The organism is Corallococcus aberystwythensis, assembly GCF_003612165.1.
In the GTDB taxonomy this organism is placed as follows: Bacteria; Myxococcota; Myxococcia; order Myxococcales; family Myxococcaceae; genus Corallococcus; species Corallococcus aberystwythensis.
In genome coordinates this window covers 1-13,718 of record NZ_RAWK01000038.1, presented here as the reverse complement: position 1 = coordinate 13,718, position 13,718 = coordinate 1, and the positions used below count along the sequence as shown (strand labels likewise).

Sequence of the window (13,718 nt, the reverse complement as noted above, 5' to 3'; positions counted from 1 at the left end):
TACCGAGGTCTACGCCGCGTCGTGGAAGATGATCCCCGCCGTGTGCCGCAGCCCGGAGCGCACGCGGCTGACGCCGTGCCGGAGGTTGACGCGGTACGTGCCGCGCGTGCCCTGCACAGGACGATGGTGCACCGCGAAGACCACCGCGTCTCCCTGGCGCAGGGGGACGACCTCCGCGCGTGACTGCATGCGGGGGCGCTGCTCCGTCAGCACGAACTCGCCGCCCGTGAAATCCCGTTCGGGTTCGGAGAGGAGGACGGCCACCTGGAGCGGGAAGACGTGCTCGCCATACAGGTCCTGGTGCAGGCAGTTGTAGTCGTCCACGCCGTAGCGCAGGAGCAAGGGAGTGGGGCGCACCTGTCCGGCTTCATGGCAGCGCGTGAGGAAGTCCGCGTGCGCGTCTGGATACCGCACGTCGATGCCCATCGCCGTGTTCCAGCGGTTCGCGATGGGCGCGAGGCACGGGTACAGCGCCGTGCGCAGCGCCGTCACGACCTCCGGCAGCGGATGGTCGAAGTATTTGTATTCACCCCGGCCAAACCCATGTCGCGCCATCACCACACGGCTTCGGAACGCCGTCTCTGCGTCGTAGCGCTGCGCCAATGTCTCGCACTCACCCGGCGTGAGCAGGTGCTCCAGCACCGCGCACCCACGGGCGTCCAGTTCCCGGCCCGTTCCCTCCCAGTCCACCGCGCGCACCCGTGCCGGAATGCCCGCCATGGCACGGACCGCGAGCGCACCGCCGCGTCGTGCACTCATCCCCGGGCCCCACGCGCCAGCCCGCCGCGCTGGGACTCCACGGGGCTCGCCGCATGCTCAGCCTCGCGGTCCAGCAACACTCGCTTGCGCTCCACGCCCCAGCGGTAGCCGGACAGCGCGCCGTCATTGCGCACCACCCGATGACACGGAATCACCACCGCCAGCGCATTCGCGCCACAGGCCTGGGCCACGGCGCGCACCGACTTCGGTGAACCGATCCGCTCCGCGATGTCCGTGTAGCTCGCCGTCTTGCCCGCCGGAATTTCCCGCAGGGCCTGCCACACGCGCTGCTGGAACGCCGTGCCCCGCACGTCCAGGGGCAGGTCCAGCCCCACGCCCGGCGCCTCCACGAAGCCCACGACCTTCGCCACCAGCTGCTCGAACTTCGCGTCCCCGCCCACGAGTGTCGCCTGCGGGAAGCGGTCCTGGAGGTCCTTCGCCAGGGCGTCCGGATCATCCCCCATCAGGATGGCGCACACGCCCCGGTCGCTCGCGGCCACCAGGATGGGCCCCAGCGAGCACTCCGCGATGGCGAAGCGGATCTCCGTGTTCGCGCCCCCGGCGCGGAAGTTCGTCGGTGTCATGCCCAGGACCTGGCTGGAGGTTTCGTAGAAGCGGCCACTGGAGTTGAAGCCAGCGTCGTAGATGGCCTCGGTGACGGAGCCGCGCTTCGTCAGGCCCGTGCGGATCCGCTCCGCTCGCTGCGCCGCCGCGTACCCCTTGGGCGTCAGCCCGGTAACGGCCTTGAACACGCGGTGCAGGTGGTACGGTGACAGGCCCGCGCGCTCCGCCAGGTCCTCCAGGCTCGGCATCTCCTCGGCGGCCTGGATGAAGCGGCACAGCTCGGCCACCCGGTCCGCGTGCTTCACGGCGAGCGAGGGCTCCCCTGGCTTGCAGCGCTTACATGCGCGGAACCCCGCCTGCTCCGCCGCGGCCACCGTCGCGTGGAAGTCCACGTTCTCAGGCCGGGGCGTCCTGGCGCCACATGACGGACGGCAGTACACCCCCGTGGTCCGCACGGAATAGAAGAAGCGCCCATCCGCCGCCGCATCCCGGGCCGCCACCGCCTCCCAGCGCGGGTCGCCCAACGTCGCCGCCGCGAGGGCCTCCGCCTTCGTCGCCATGCCCTGCCTCCCTTCGAGCGCGGTCCCCATGACCACGATGGGAAACCTAGCTCCCGGCTTCCAGCCCAGCACTCCGCGCCTTGCGGTCGAATTCGGAAACGCCGCACTTCGCGTCATGGAGCATGGCGTCATGGAGTGAAGCGGTGCTCCCCCACACGCCCGCCAGCCGGGGGCGCGCAATGCGTGGCGGCACGCCTGCGTAGGTCGTGACAGGATGCCGCACCCATTCCTCCTTCCCATGAGCAAGCCATGTCCCACCCGCGTCTGATGTGGAAGCGCTCCCGTCTGCTCTGGCCCACGCTGGCCGCCTGCGCTTCGGCCTCCGCCTGGGCCGCTCCCGCGTCCATCGCCGTCCCCAACGCCGGCTTCGAAAGCGCCGCCGCCACCGGCCTGCCCCAGGGCTGGACGGCGTCCGGTCAGGGCAAGGTGTCCGCCCGCACCGACGCGAAGGCGCAGGGCAGCCGCAGCCTCGCCATCGAAAGTCCCCAGGGTGGCGCGGAGACCACCGTCGTCTCCGAGCCCGTGAAGCTCCAGGTGGGCCGCCTCTACCGGCTCTCCGCCTGGGTGCGCACCCAGGGAGTGCAGGCGGACGCGCAGGCCCGCTACCCCACGGCGCTGGGCGCATGTCTGTCCATGCAGAGCTTCCCCTTCACCAACTGCTCGCCGCCGCAGGGCGCGGACCAGAGCGGCCGGGTGCAGGTGCTGTTCTTCGCCACCCAGTCCAGTGATCGCGTGCGCGCGCACCTGGGCCACAACGGCAAGGCCACCGGCACCGCGTGGTTCGACGACGTGAAGCTGGAGGAGGTGGACGACGTCACCGCGTACGTCCCCATGGAGAGCGTGCGCTGGGCGGGCAAGGGCTTCCGCTACGACGACGGCGGCTGGGTGTACGTGCACATCGAGGGCGAGCCCTACGAGCGCGGGCGGCAGTACGGCGAGCTCGTGTCCCAGGAGATCGTCCGCTACATCGAGAAGCTGGGCATCCAGAAGGACAAGGCGGACGCCGCGAAGGGCTGGGCGCAGGTGCGCCTGCTCGCGGATTCGCTGTTCCTGCGCCGCTTCGACGCCGAGTTCCTGGAGGAGATGAAGGGCATCGCGGACGGCGCCAACGTGGGCGGCGCGAAGTTCAAGGGCCCGGACGGCAAGGAGCGCGACCTGGACGTGCTGGACGTCGTCGCCCTCAACTCCGCCGTGGACCTGGGCCAGCTGGACGACGCCAACCGCGTCACCGCGTCCCCGCTCACCGGCCGCACCTTCCTCAAGGGCGAGGACGAGAACGGCCGTGCGGGGGAGGGCGACCACTGCTCGTCGTTCGTCGCCACCAAGTCCGCGACGAAGGACGGCCGCGTCGTCATGGGGCAGATCTTCATGTGGAACGGCTACACCGGCGTCCACTGGGACGTGGTGCTGGACGTGCAGCCCACCAAGGGCCACCGCTTCGTGATGCAGACCTTCCCGGGCGGCATCCACAGCGGCTCCGACTGGATGCTCAACGACGCGGGCATCGTCATCGGTGAGACGACGGTGGGCCAGACGCCCTTCAACATCGACGGCACCCCGCAGAGCAACCGCATCCGCAAGGCCGTGCAGTACGCGAACTCCATCGACGATGTGGAGCGCATCCTCAAGGACCGCAACAACGGCCTCTACACCAACGACTGGACGCTCGCGGACACCAAGACGGACGAGGGCGCGTGCCTCCTGCTGGGCACCGCGAAGACGCGCCTGTGGCGCACCGGCAGCAAGGGCAAGCCCTCCGACACGCCCGGAAACCTCAAGGACTTCATCTGGGCCAACAACAACAACCGCGACCCGGAGGTGCGCAAGGAGTCCGTGCCCAACGCGAGCAACGCCCCGGTGGACCTGGCCTTCAATACGTGGAATCGCGACATCGCCTTCCAGGAGGCCTACGCGAAGTACGGCAAGGGCGGCTTCGACGTGGACAGCGCCACGCGGATGATGGCCTCCAGCCCCATCAACCGCCCCCACGCGTGTGACGGCAAAATCACGACGTCGGAGATGACCGAGAAGCTGATGTTCCTGGCCCACTACGGCAAGACGACGCTGCGCGAGAAGATGGTGGGCAGCCGCTGGATTCCGGACCTGCCCGGCGCCACGCCGCACCTGTCCCTGGGCTACACCGCCTTCAGCCCCATCTACGTGGCGGATCAGCTCAAGGCCGCCAAGGCGAAGCAGAAGCCGGAGCCCAAGGCGGAAAAGCCCAAGCGCGACTTCGCTCGCGTGAAGGACGCGCTGTCCTTCGACGAGAAGAAGCTCTGGGCCAACACGGTGTTCCCCGCGACGGACGCGGACAACTGGTTCGGCAGCGGCTCGGCGGCGTACTGGACGCAGCTCAAGGACCTGCCGGAGGGGGATGACCTCTCCAAGGCCTTCGACACGCAGCGCGACGCGCTGGCGGAGCTCAACGCCCGCTACCTGTACATCACCGCCCGCGAGGGCGACGTGGTGCCCACCGCCGCGCGCACGGACTACGGCCGCTACGGCCAGTACGCGGTGCCGCGCATCAAGGGCACGTACCTCTTGCACCAGCTGCGGCTGACCCTGGGCAACGCGAAGTTCGCCAAGGTGATGGGCGCGGTGCACGCGAAGTTCGCGAACAAGAAGCTCACCACGCAGGACTTCATCCGCACCGCCTCGGAGGCCGCGGGCCAGGACCTGGGCCCGCTCGTGAAGCAGTGGGTGGAGCGCGGGGGCCTGCCCGCGCCGCGCCTCACCACGCGCGCCCAGAAGGCGAAGGAGGGCTACGAGGTGACGCTGAAGGTGGACCAGTCCGGCACGCCCTGGCGCTTCGCCACGCTGGTGGAGGTGCAGACGGAGAAGGGAAGCGTGCTGGAGCGCGTGGAGGTGAAGGGCGCAAGCGACACCTTCACCGTGAAGGTCCCGGACCGGCCGGTGCGCGTGGTGTTCAACGTGGGCAACGACATCCCCGTGGCCCGCGAGCGCTACCAGACCCTGGCCAACACGCTGGATGACTGGGAGAAGCTCCTCTTCGTCTACGGCTCCGCGCGCCAGGTGGAGTCCATGCGCACGCTGGCGACGAACTACCGCGAGCAGCTGGCGGACGCGTCCCCGGAGCGGCTGGCCCCGCTCAAGCCCGACGCGGAGGTGACGGACGCGGAGCTGGCGGACCGCGACCTCGTCGTCTTCGGAGGCCTGGAGGACAACGGGCTGATGGCGCGGCTGGCGGCGGAGAAGAAGCTGCCGGTGGAGCTGGGCCGGCGCTACTTCCGGTGGCAGGGCAAGACGTACGGCCGCGCGGATGACGGCCTGGCCCTGGCGCTGCCCAACCCCTGGAACCCCAAGCGCACGATGTACCTCTTCGTCGCCAACAGCGGCCTGGAGCTGTGGCACATGACGCGCTCCTTCCAGCGTGGCCTCCAGAGCTGGGCCCTGTTCCGCGCGGGCGAGGTGAGCGGCAAGGGCTTCCACACCCCGGAGAGCCTCACCCAGGACGTCTCCGTGGACCTGCCCGCTCCCAAGCTGGGCATGCTGACGCCCTGAGAAACGGCGCCCGGCACCGCGCGGAGGCAGGAGTGCTTCCGCGCGGTGGGGACGGGCCGCCCCTTCAGGGCGCTGGCGGGGGGCCGTGGTACTTCGGGACCAGCCGGGCCGCGAGGTCCATGGCCAGGGCCACCATGGTCATGGTCGGGTTCCAGGAGCCGCCCTGGGGCCAGAGCGCGCCTCCCGTGATGTAGACGTTCTTCGTTCCCCTCAACAGGTAGTCCAGGTTGACCGGCGCGTGGTCGTCCTCGCCAATGTGGAGCGTCGAGCTCTCATGCACGAGGGCGTCCACCCGCCGCTCTTTCATCTCCGGGCGGCTGGAGGTCCAGGTGCCCGCGTCGGGAGGACCGTGCCAGTACTGCACCCGGTCTGGCCCCTTCGGGCTGAGCACCTTCTCCAGGACCTCGAAGGTGCTGCGGTCCATCACGTCCCAGGTCCGCTGGTCGCTCTCATTCACCGTCACCCGGAGCAGCGAGTTGGTGGTGGGGTCCGCGTCCGCGCCGTTCGCCCGGAACCACGAGTTCGGATTGCGGAAGTCCAGCTCGCCGAGCACCGCGCAGACGAAGACCACGTACTCCTTGGAGGACTGGAGCTGGGCCATGGAGGCGGTGGCCACCACGTCCGGCATGTACCTCAGCGCGGTGCCCGCGTTGCGCTCGGGGTCGCGGTCCGACAGCGCCGAAAGCTGGATGTGGAACTGCTGCGACCAGGTCTGCCCCTTGCCGGCGACGTAGCACGCTCCCAGCTCCAGGTTCCCGAGCTCCCCCTTGGGGTCCAGGTCCGCGCGGGGCACTCGCGCGACCACGGAGGTGATGAAGTGGGCGGCGAAGCGCTCCCCCACGTTCTTGAGGTGGGGAAAGGAATTGCGCACGAGCGTCGTCGGAGGAAGCGTGCCCATGGCCAGGACGAGCTTCGCGTCGTTGAGCGGCAGCACCCCGCGCGAGGTCACCAGCGCGGTCGCCCTGCCATCCTGCTGCACGATGCTTTCGACGATGCACTCCGTGGCGATGTCGAGCGGCGCGCCCTTGTGCTCCAGGTCCAACCGCCGCTGGTTCATCACGAGCTCGAGCAGGGCTCCGGGCGTCGCATACTTCTGGAAGTCGATGCCGTTGGTGTCGGGGGAGCCGGAGGCGAGCGGCGCCGGTTCAGTCCGGTAGATGGCGGGCGCCTGTCCGTGGCCCTGCTCCAGCAAGCGCTGGACGGTGAGTTGCAGGGCGCCGTACACGGGCCGCTGCTTCTGGATGATGCTCAGTTCCTCCGGGGTCCGGTGGGCGTCCACCTCGTCCGCGGGCCGCACCTGGAGCAGCGCCTCCGCGCGGGCGAAGTTCTCCTCGGCCGCGGCGATGGTGCGCGCCGGCCACCCCTCCAGTTCCTGGTCCTTGGGGCGGGGGCACCACGCGCTCCATTGGATGGACCGCCCTCCGAAGAAGGGCACCATTCCGTGCTGCCACCTGACGGTGCCATCCGCGCCGCTCGCCGTGGATGCCGCCAGCGTCCACGGGAACGTCTCCGACAGGCCGCCCAGCGTTCCGACATAGGGAAGGGGCAGGTTCTGGAAGTGCTCCGGAAGGAAGAAGGGGCCTCGCTCCAGCATCAGGATGCGGCAGTGCGGGTTCTGCTCCAGGGCGCGGTGCGCGACGGCGAGCCCGCAGAAGCCCGTTCCGACAATCACCAGGTCGTACTTCTTCTCCTCCCGGGCCTTCTTCCATCCTTCGTGGGACAGGAAGAAGACGTGATCCATCACCCGCTGCCCCGTGGGGGATTGGGGACCAGGGGTGGGAAAGCCATGCTGGAAATTGGGAGTCGACGAAGCAGCGGACATGAGCGCTCCTTGTGGACACTCCCGTGGGCCGGGATTGTCAGACAAAATACTCCCATCAGGCGCGGCTCGTCTGTCAATGGCGATAGGGATTGAAATGACTGGCACCGCGGTCGCGGGTCCCCGTGGACCTGTCATTGCGGGCGAGCCAAGCCTCGTCTGATTGACATTCCGGATTGGTGGCTTGCATTCCCGCGCCGGTCCAACGGGCCCCCGGATGCCCGCTTCCCCCTTGGGAAGCCCCGGTCGATTTGACTCCGGCGGAGAGAAGGTTAAATCTCCCTTCACGAAATGAATCGAGATTCAAAATCTGAGGCGCCCGTCAAACGGCTGCGCTCGCGCATGAAGGAAGCCACCGCCGACGCCATCCTGGCGGCGGCCGCGGCGGTGTTCGCCCGGGACGGCCTGCACGCGGCGAAGATGGAGTCCATCGCCGAGCAGGCAGGCGTGTCGGTGGGGACGCTCTACAACCACTTCACCGACCGCGCGGCCCTGCTGGACGCGCTCCGCGTGAAGCGCCGCCAGGTGATGCTGGAGCGGCTGGACGCGGCCCAGGCGCCCGTGGCGAAGCGGCCCGCGCGCGAGCAGCTGCGGGCCTTCGTGACGGCGGTGTTCGCCCACGCGGCGGAGCAGGACGCGTTCGTGCGGACGCTGGTGCAACTGCCGGAGGACCCCGCGCGCAAGAGCCGGATGATGGCGGAGCTCCACCGGCGCCTGACGGTCATCATCGACCGGGGCATCAAGGATGGAGACATCCGCGCGGAGGGCCGCGCGTTCTATCCGGCCCTGTTGCTGGGAATGGTGCGCGGCGCCCTGGACAGCCTGCGCGAGGACGCCGCCGCGAGCCTTCCGGCAGCCGCCTGGGCGGAGGAGATCCTCCGCGTCTTCTTGAAGGGCATCGAGGTCGAGTGACATGGCGACAGCCGTCGCGACACCGGAGGTCCTGGCGCAAGCAACGCCCAAGGCCCCCGTCAACAAGTGGCTCGTCACGCTGTCGGTGACGTTCGGCACGCTGATGGGCGCCATCGACTCGTCCATCGTGAACGTGGCGCTGCCCCAGATTCGCGGCGCCGTGGGCGCCACGGTGCAGGAGATCACCTGGGCCACCACCGGCTTCGTCATCGCCACGGTGATGGTGATGCCGCTCACGGGCTTCCTGGGCCGCATGTTCGGCCAGAAGCGCGTGTACCTGGCGTGCCTGGTGCTCTTCGTCGCGGGCTCGTTCCTGTGCGGCCTCGCGTGGAACCTGCCCACGCTGGTGCTCTTCCGCTTCCTGCAGGGCCTGGGCGCGGGCGCGTTGCAACCCACCGAGCAGGCCATCCTCCGGCAGACGTTCCCGCCCAGGGAGCAGGGCACCGCGATGGCCATCTTCGGCATGGCGGTGATGGTGGGCCCGGCCATTGGCCCCACGCTGGGCGGCTACATCGTGGACAACTGGCACTGGTCCTGGATCTTCTTCATCAACGTGCCGGTGGGCATCCTGGGCTTCTTCATGGTGGCCCGCTTCGTCCAGGAGGACGAACAGCTGCGCGCCACCGCGCGCCTGGAGGCCGAGAAGCAGCGCAAGCACATGGACTGGTCCGGCATCACGCTGCTGTGCATGGGCCTGGCCTCGCTCCAGTACTTCCTGGAGGAGGGGCAGGCGGATGACTGGTTCGAGTCCCCCGTCATCGTCCTCTGCGCGCTGCTCTCCGCCACGTGCCTCATCGCCTTCGTCATCCGCGAGCTGACCGCGGTAGCGCCCGCGGTGAACCTGCGCCTGTTCAAGGACCCGGTGTTCGCGTCCGGCACGCTCCTGGGCGCGCTGGTGTTCGCGGTGCTCATGGCCAGCATGTTCCTGCTGCCGGTGTTCATGCAGGAGTTGCTGGGCTTCACCGCGACGCAGTCCGGCTTCTCGCTGATGCCGCGCACGCTGGTGATGATGTTGATGATGCCCATCGTCGGGCGGCTGTATGGCAAGGTGCCGGCGCGGGTGCTGGTGGGGATAGGCATTGTGTTCGCGGGCTTCGGCGCCTACGAGATGAGCCACTTCTCGCTCGCCACCGGCTCCAGCAACATCATCGCGGCCATCGCGCTGCAGGGTGTGGGCTTCAGCCTGATGTTCGTGCCGCTCAGCGCCACGGCGCTCGGCAGCATCCCGCGCGAGCGGATGGCGGACGCGACGGGCCTCAATTCGCTGCTGCGCCAGATTGGCGGGTCCGTGGGTCTGGCCATCTTCACCACGCTCCTGTCGCGCTACACCGTGTTGTCCAAGGCCTCCATCGCGGCGCACCTGAACCCGGAGCGCTGGGAGGTGGCCAGCCGGATGGCAGCCACCCAGAAGGGGCTGATGCAGCACGGCCTGGACGCCGCGAGCGCCAGCATGGCCAGCCTCCAGCTGATGGTGGGCAACGTGTCGCGGCAGGCCATGGTGCTCGCGTTCGACAAGCTCTTCGTCCTGGCATCGCTGATGTTCGTGGTGGTGCTGCCGCTCATCTACTTCCTCAAGGACCCCCCAAGCGTCGGGGGCTCCCACGAGAAACCCCACATCGACGTGGAGATTTAAGACATGGCAACGACAACGACAGCGCCCCAACTCGTCCCCGAAGCGGCGCCCGCGTCCGCCGCCCAGGTGCAGGCGAAGCGCGGCAAGCGGGGCTTCCTCCTCCTCGGTGTCGTCGTGGCCGCCATCCTGTTGGCCATCGGTGGCTTCAAGGTCGTCACGGCCGGGCAGGAGACCACCGACGACGCGCAGGTGGAGGCGGACGTGGTGCCCCTGTCCGCGCGCGTGTCCGGCCCCGTGGTGAAGGTGGCGGTGAAGGACAACGCCACCGTGCACCAGGGCGACGTGCTCCTTCAAATCGACCCGCGTCCGTACGAAGCCCGCGTGAAGCAGGCGGAGGCGGAGCTGGAGTCCGCGCGAGCCCAGGCGGTCGCGGCGGACGCGCAGGCCACGGTGGCGGAGGCCGGCGCGAAGGGTGGCTTGTCCAGCGCGAAGGCGCTCGTGTCCACGAGCACGTCCGCGGTGAGCAGCGCCCAGGCGCAGGTGGCGGCGGCTCGCGCGGCCGTGACGCGCGCGGAGGCCCAGGCCCGCAAGGCCACGCTGGACCTGGAGCGCGCCCGGAGCCTGCGCCAGCAGAACGTGGTGGCACAGAGCGCGCTGGATGACGCGCAGACGGCCAGTGAGACGGCGCAGGCCGCGCTCGAAGGCGCCCGCGCGCAGCTTGCCCTGGCGGAAGAGGGCCGGCGCACCGCGGAGAGCAAGGTCGCGGAGGCGAGGGGCCAGCTCGACGTGAGCGCGCCCATCGACGAGAAGATCGCCGCCGCCCAGGCCAACGCGTCACTGGCGCACGCGCGGGTGAAGGGGGCGGAGGCCGCGCTGGAACAGGCGAAGCTCCAGCTGGAGGACACGCGCCTCGTCGCTCCTGCGGACGGCCAGGTGTCCAAGCTGTCCGTGCACGCGGGCCAGTTGCTCTCCCCGGGCCAGGCCGTGGCGGAGCTGGTGCCGACCACGACCTACGTGGTGGCCAACTTCAAGGAGACGCAGGTGGGCCACATGCAGCCCGGCCAGCGCGTGGAGGTGGAACTGGACGCCTTCTCTGGAGAGAAGCTGGAAGGCAAGGTGGAGAGCCTGTCCGGAGGCACCGGTTCCCGGTTCTCCCTGCTGCCGCCCGACAACGCGTCCGGCAACTTCGTGAAGGTGGTGCAGCGCGTGCCCGTGCGCATCACCTGGGTGCACCTGCCCGAAGGTCTGGCCCTGCGCGCCGGCCTCTCCGCCGACGTGACGGTGCACACGAAGTAGCCGACGCCGGAAGCGCCACATCCCAGCGCCGCGCCCCGCTAAGGGACGCGGCGCTTTTTCATGCCGTGATGGACGCGGGTCGCACTGGCCTGTCTTGCACGGTGGGGGAGGTCCTCGGGGACGCATTCCATCCCCATGAATGAGAAATTGGGAGCCGGGCAGGCCTCCCCGTCAGGGCCGGCCCGCGCGAACTGGTCCGACTGTCGGACCAGTTGGACCACCGCCCCGCGGCAAGGGGGCTTCGGTTCCAGCCGAACCGCACGAACTGGTCCGACAGTCGGACCAGTTGGAACCACCTCCCGTGGCAAGGGGCGTCGGCTCCAGCCGAGCCGCGCGAGCTGGTCCGACAGTCGGACCAGTTGGGACCACCTCCCGTGGCAAGGGGCGTCGGCTCCAGCCGAGCCGCGCGAGCTGGTCCGACAGTCGGACCAGTTGGGACCACCTCCCGTGGCAGGAGGGGGCCGCTCCATCCGGGCTGCGCAAGTTGGTCCGACAGTCGGACCAGTTGGAACCACCGCCCGTGGCAGGAGGGGGCCGCTCCATCCGGGCTGCGCAAGTTGGTCCGACAGTCGGACCAGTTGGAACCACCTGCCCGTGGCAGGAGGGGGCCGGTCCGTCCGAACCGCACGAGTTGGTCCGACAGTCGGACCAGTTGGACCACCGCCCGGGGCAGGGAGGGCCGGTCCGGCCGAACCGCACAAATTGGTCTGACAGTCGGACCGGTTGGAACCACCGCCGTGGCAGGAGGGGGTCGGTCCGGCCGAACCGCACGAATTGGTCCGACAGTCGGACCGGTTGGAACCACCGCCCCCGGCAGGGGGAGCTTCAGCTCCATCCGGGCTTCAGAAACGGGTCCGACCGTCGGACCGGTTGGGCGGGGGGCCTGGCGCGGGTGGTCCGCCGTCAGAGCGTGACAGCCATCTCCACGTCCGCGCGCGAGTAACCCGTTTCCCGGGCAATCTCCGGGCCGCTGCGCGTCATGACGAAGCCGTGCTTGCGGTACAGGCCCAGCGCGGACCCCAGCGCGCTGTTTGTCACCAGGACCATCCGCTTCGCGCCGCGCTCGCGGGCCGTGGCCAGCGCGGCCCGCATCAGCGCGTCGCCCAGGTCGCGGCCCCGGGCCTCCGGGGCCACCGCCATCTTGCACAGCTCGAAGGTGTCCGCGTCCTCGCGCCTCAGCGCGCACGTACCCAGCACCTGCCCGTCCACGAGCGCGAAGAACACCTCGCCCCCCGGCGCCACGAACATCCCGTGGGGATCCGCGAAGGAGGCCTCATCCGAGCCCTCGATGCGGAAGTCCTTTTCGATCCACTGCCGGTTGAGCCGCTCGAAATGCGCGCGCAGTTCCGGCCGGTAGGGGACGACCTCGACGGGGGAGGAGGCCAAGGGGCTCACGCGGTGGCGGCGGCCGCTGCCGGCTTCTTGCGCAGGAAGAGCACGAAGATGAGCGCCACGATGGTGATGCCCACCAGCGTGATGAGCCCGTCCGCCGCGATGGTGGCGCGCGTGCCGATGCCCCTGAATTCCGACGCGTGCCCGTCCAGCGCCGTGGTGTAGCTGATGGCGAAGTTGGAGGCCGCGACGAAGAGCGAGTACTTCGTCGTCACCGCCGCACCCTCGCTCACCATCTCCAGCACCATGCCGGCGAAGGCCGCGAACCCCGCGCCGTTGGCCAGGCTGTACGCGAGCGAACCCCAGATGTACGTGCTCGTCGTCATCGGCCCCGCAGCCATGGCGAACGCGCACATCGCGGTGGCGCCGCCCATCAGCGCGTACGCGAGCTTGCGGTTCATCCGGTCCGACAGCCAGCCACCCACCAGCGAACCCACCGCGCCGGTGACGCCCATGCCCAGGCCGCTCACCAGCTCCACCGTGTGCTCCGGCACCTGGTACGCGCCCGCCATCGCGCTGAAGAGGTTGGTGAGCGCGCCGCAGATCACCGGTGCCAGGCAGAGGATGAGCATGATGAGCCCGTCGCGGCTGAATGCCGTCTTCGCCAGGTCCACCACGATGCTCTTCACCCGGTCCACCGCCGCCCGGAACAGCGGCCCGGTGGGCACGGTCGCCGGGTCGTGCCGCTCGGTGATCCAGAAGATGCCCGCGCCGCTCGCCAGCACCAGCGTGGAGAGCACGATGCGCGCCACCTGCCGGGAGAACCGGCTCGCGAGGAAGATGGCCAGCGCGCCCATGAGCGCGGTGGAGCCCACGTTGCCCGCCATCTGCCAGCCGCCCGTGCGCCCCTTGTCGGACGGCTTGGACGTCGTGGCCATCAGCCCGTTGAGCGCCGCGTGCGCCGTCGTCGCCGCCGCCTGCAACGCGGTCAGCAGCAGCGTGAAGACGCCCAGGTGCTGCGCGGGATCCGGGAACACCGCGCACGCGAGAATCAGCCCCGCGGTGAGCAGCGTGCTCACGCCGTACCAGACGCGGCGCCACGGCCCCAGGTCGATGAGCGGCACCCACAACAGCTTCCACGCGTGCGGTGAGAAGGCCGTGCCCGACAGCACGCCAATCTCCGCCAGCGGCATCCCGTCCTTCGCCAGCCAGTACGGCACCGCCGTCTGCAGGTAGCCCACCGCGGCGCCGAACTGCACCTCCAGCAAGCCGAACAACGGTGGCCAGGACCAACGCGCTTCCTCGGCGGGCGCCGTGGCGGGAAGGGCTGTCTCTTGTTCAATCAAGGGTGACACCTACAGGCGGGGACAGGGGAGGGTGG

General features: G+C 69.6%; 9 protein-coding genes. 4 read left to right on the top strand and 5 right to left on the bottom strand.

Translation table 11 applies throughout. The features are described from left to right. Positions 1-9: 9 nt before the first annotated feature. Together D7W81_RS08450 and ada are read right to left on the bottom strand one after the other, a co-directional pair. Positions 10-759 carry a 2OG-Fe(II) oxygenase gene (locus D7W81_RS08450; RefSeq protein WP_279637808.1) on the bottom strand — a complete coding sequence of 250 codons (750 nt, stop codon included), beginning with the start codon at positions 757-759 and terminating at the stop codon, positions 10-12. Then, positions 756-1,883, bottom strand: a complete 1,128-nt coding sequence (ada, locus tag D7W81_RS08445) for a bifunctional DNA-binding transcriptional regulator/O6-methylguanine-DNA methyltransferase Ada (protein WP_120554842.1) — start codon at positions 1,881-1,883, stop codon at positions 756-758. The genes D7W81_RS08450 and ada overlap by 4 nt, the downstream gene beginning before the upstream one ends. A 249-nt stretch (positions 1,884-2,132) precedes the next feature. On the opposite strand from ada, the gene D7W81_RS08440 reads away from it, so the two are divergent. After that, positions 2,133-5,405, top strand: coding sequence for a C45 family autoproteolytic acyltransferase/hydrolase (locus D7W81_RS08440; protein ID WP_120554819.1), 3,273 nt, complete (start codon positions 2,133-2,135; stop codon positions 5,403-5,405). 64 nt (positions 5,406-5,469) lie between these two features. On the opposite strand, the gene D7W81_RS08435 is transcribed toward D7W81_RS08440, so the two are convergent. Next, on the bottom strand, positions 5,470-7,146 hold the full coding sequence (locus D7W81_RS08435; protein ID WP_208721213.1) for a GMC oxidoreductase: 1,677 nt from the start codon (positions 7,144-7,146) through the stop codon (positions 5,470-5,472). 420 nt (positions 7,147-7,566) lie between these two features. Here D7W81_RS08435 and D7W81_RS08430 point away from each other — a divergent pair, with 420 nt between their 5' ends. From D7W81_RS08430 to D7W81_RS08420, 3 genes are read left to right on the top strand one after another with little or no spacing between them, the layout of a single operon-like run. Then, positions 7,567-8,136 (top strand): TetR/AcrR family transcriptional regulator, encoded by a 570-nt coding sequence (locus D7W81_RS08430; RefSeq protein WP_158621494.1) that lies wholly within the window; start codon positions 7,567-7,569, stop codon positions 8,134-8,136. A gap of 1 nt (position 8,137) precedes the next feature. Further along, entirely contained in the window at positions 8,138-9,769 is a 1,632-nt protein-coding gene (locus D7W81_RS08425; RefSeq protein ID WP_120554816.1) for a DHA2 family efflux MFS transporter permease subunit, read from the top strand. Positions 9,770-9,772: 3 nt separating this feature from the next. After that, positions 9,773-11,005 carry an HlyD family secretion protein gene (locus D7W81_RS08420; protein WP_120554815.1) on the top strand — a complete coding sequence of 411 codons (1,233 nt, stop codon included), beginning with the start codon at positions 9,773-9,775 and terminating at the stop codon, positions 11,003-11,005. A gap of 903 nt (positions 11,006-11,908) precedes the next feature. Here D7W81_RS08420 and D7W81_RS08415 read toward each other — a convergent pair. Together D7W81_RS08415 and D7W81_RS08410 are read right to left on the bottom strand one after the other, a co-directional pair. Continuing rightward, positions 11,909-12,391: a GNAT family N-acetyltransferase gene (locus tag D7W81_RS08415; protein ID WP_158621492.1), complete on the bottom strand. Its 483-nt coding sequence runs from the start codon at positions 12,389-12,391 to the stop codon at positions 11,909-11,911. 5 nt (positions 12,392-12,396) lie between these two features. Then, entirely contained in the window at positions 12,397-13,692 is a 1,296-nt protein-coding gene (locus D7W81_RS08410) for an MFS transporter (RefSeq protein ID WP_244227058.1), read from the bottom strand. Between the last annotated feature and the right edge of the window lie 26 nt (positions 13,693-13,718).

Coding starts and splice junctions, on each gene's coding strand:
- D7W81_RS08450 (WP_279637808.1), bottom strand. CDS start 759: ATGAGTGCACGACGCGGCGGTGCGCTCGCGGTCCGTGCCATGGCGGGC.
- ada (WP_120554842.1), bottom strand. CDS start 1,883: ATGGCGACGAAGGCGGAGGCCCTCGCGGCGGCGACGTTGGGCGACCCG.
- D7W81_RS08440 (WP_120554819.1), top strand. CDS start 2,133: ATGTCCCACCCGCGTCTGATGTGGAAGCGCTCCCGTCTGCTCTGGCCC.
- D7W81_RS08435 (WP_208721213.1), bottom strand. CDS start 7,146: ATGGATCACGTCTTCTTCCTGTCCCACGAAGGATGGAAGAAGGCCCGG.
- D7W81_RS08430 (WP_158621494.1), top strand. CDS start 7,567: ATGAAGGAAGCCACCGCCGACGCCATCCTGGCGGCGGCCGCGGCGGTG.
- D7W81_RS08425 (WP_120554816.1), top strand. CDS start 8,138: ATGGCGACAGCCGTCGCGACACCGGAGGTCCTGGCGCAAGCAACGCCC.
- D7W81_RS08420 (WP_120554815.1), top strand. CDS start 9,773: ATGGCAACGACAACGACAGCGCCCCAACTCGTCCCCGAAGCGGCGCCC.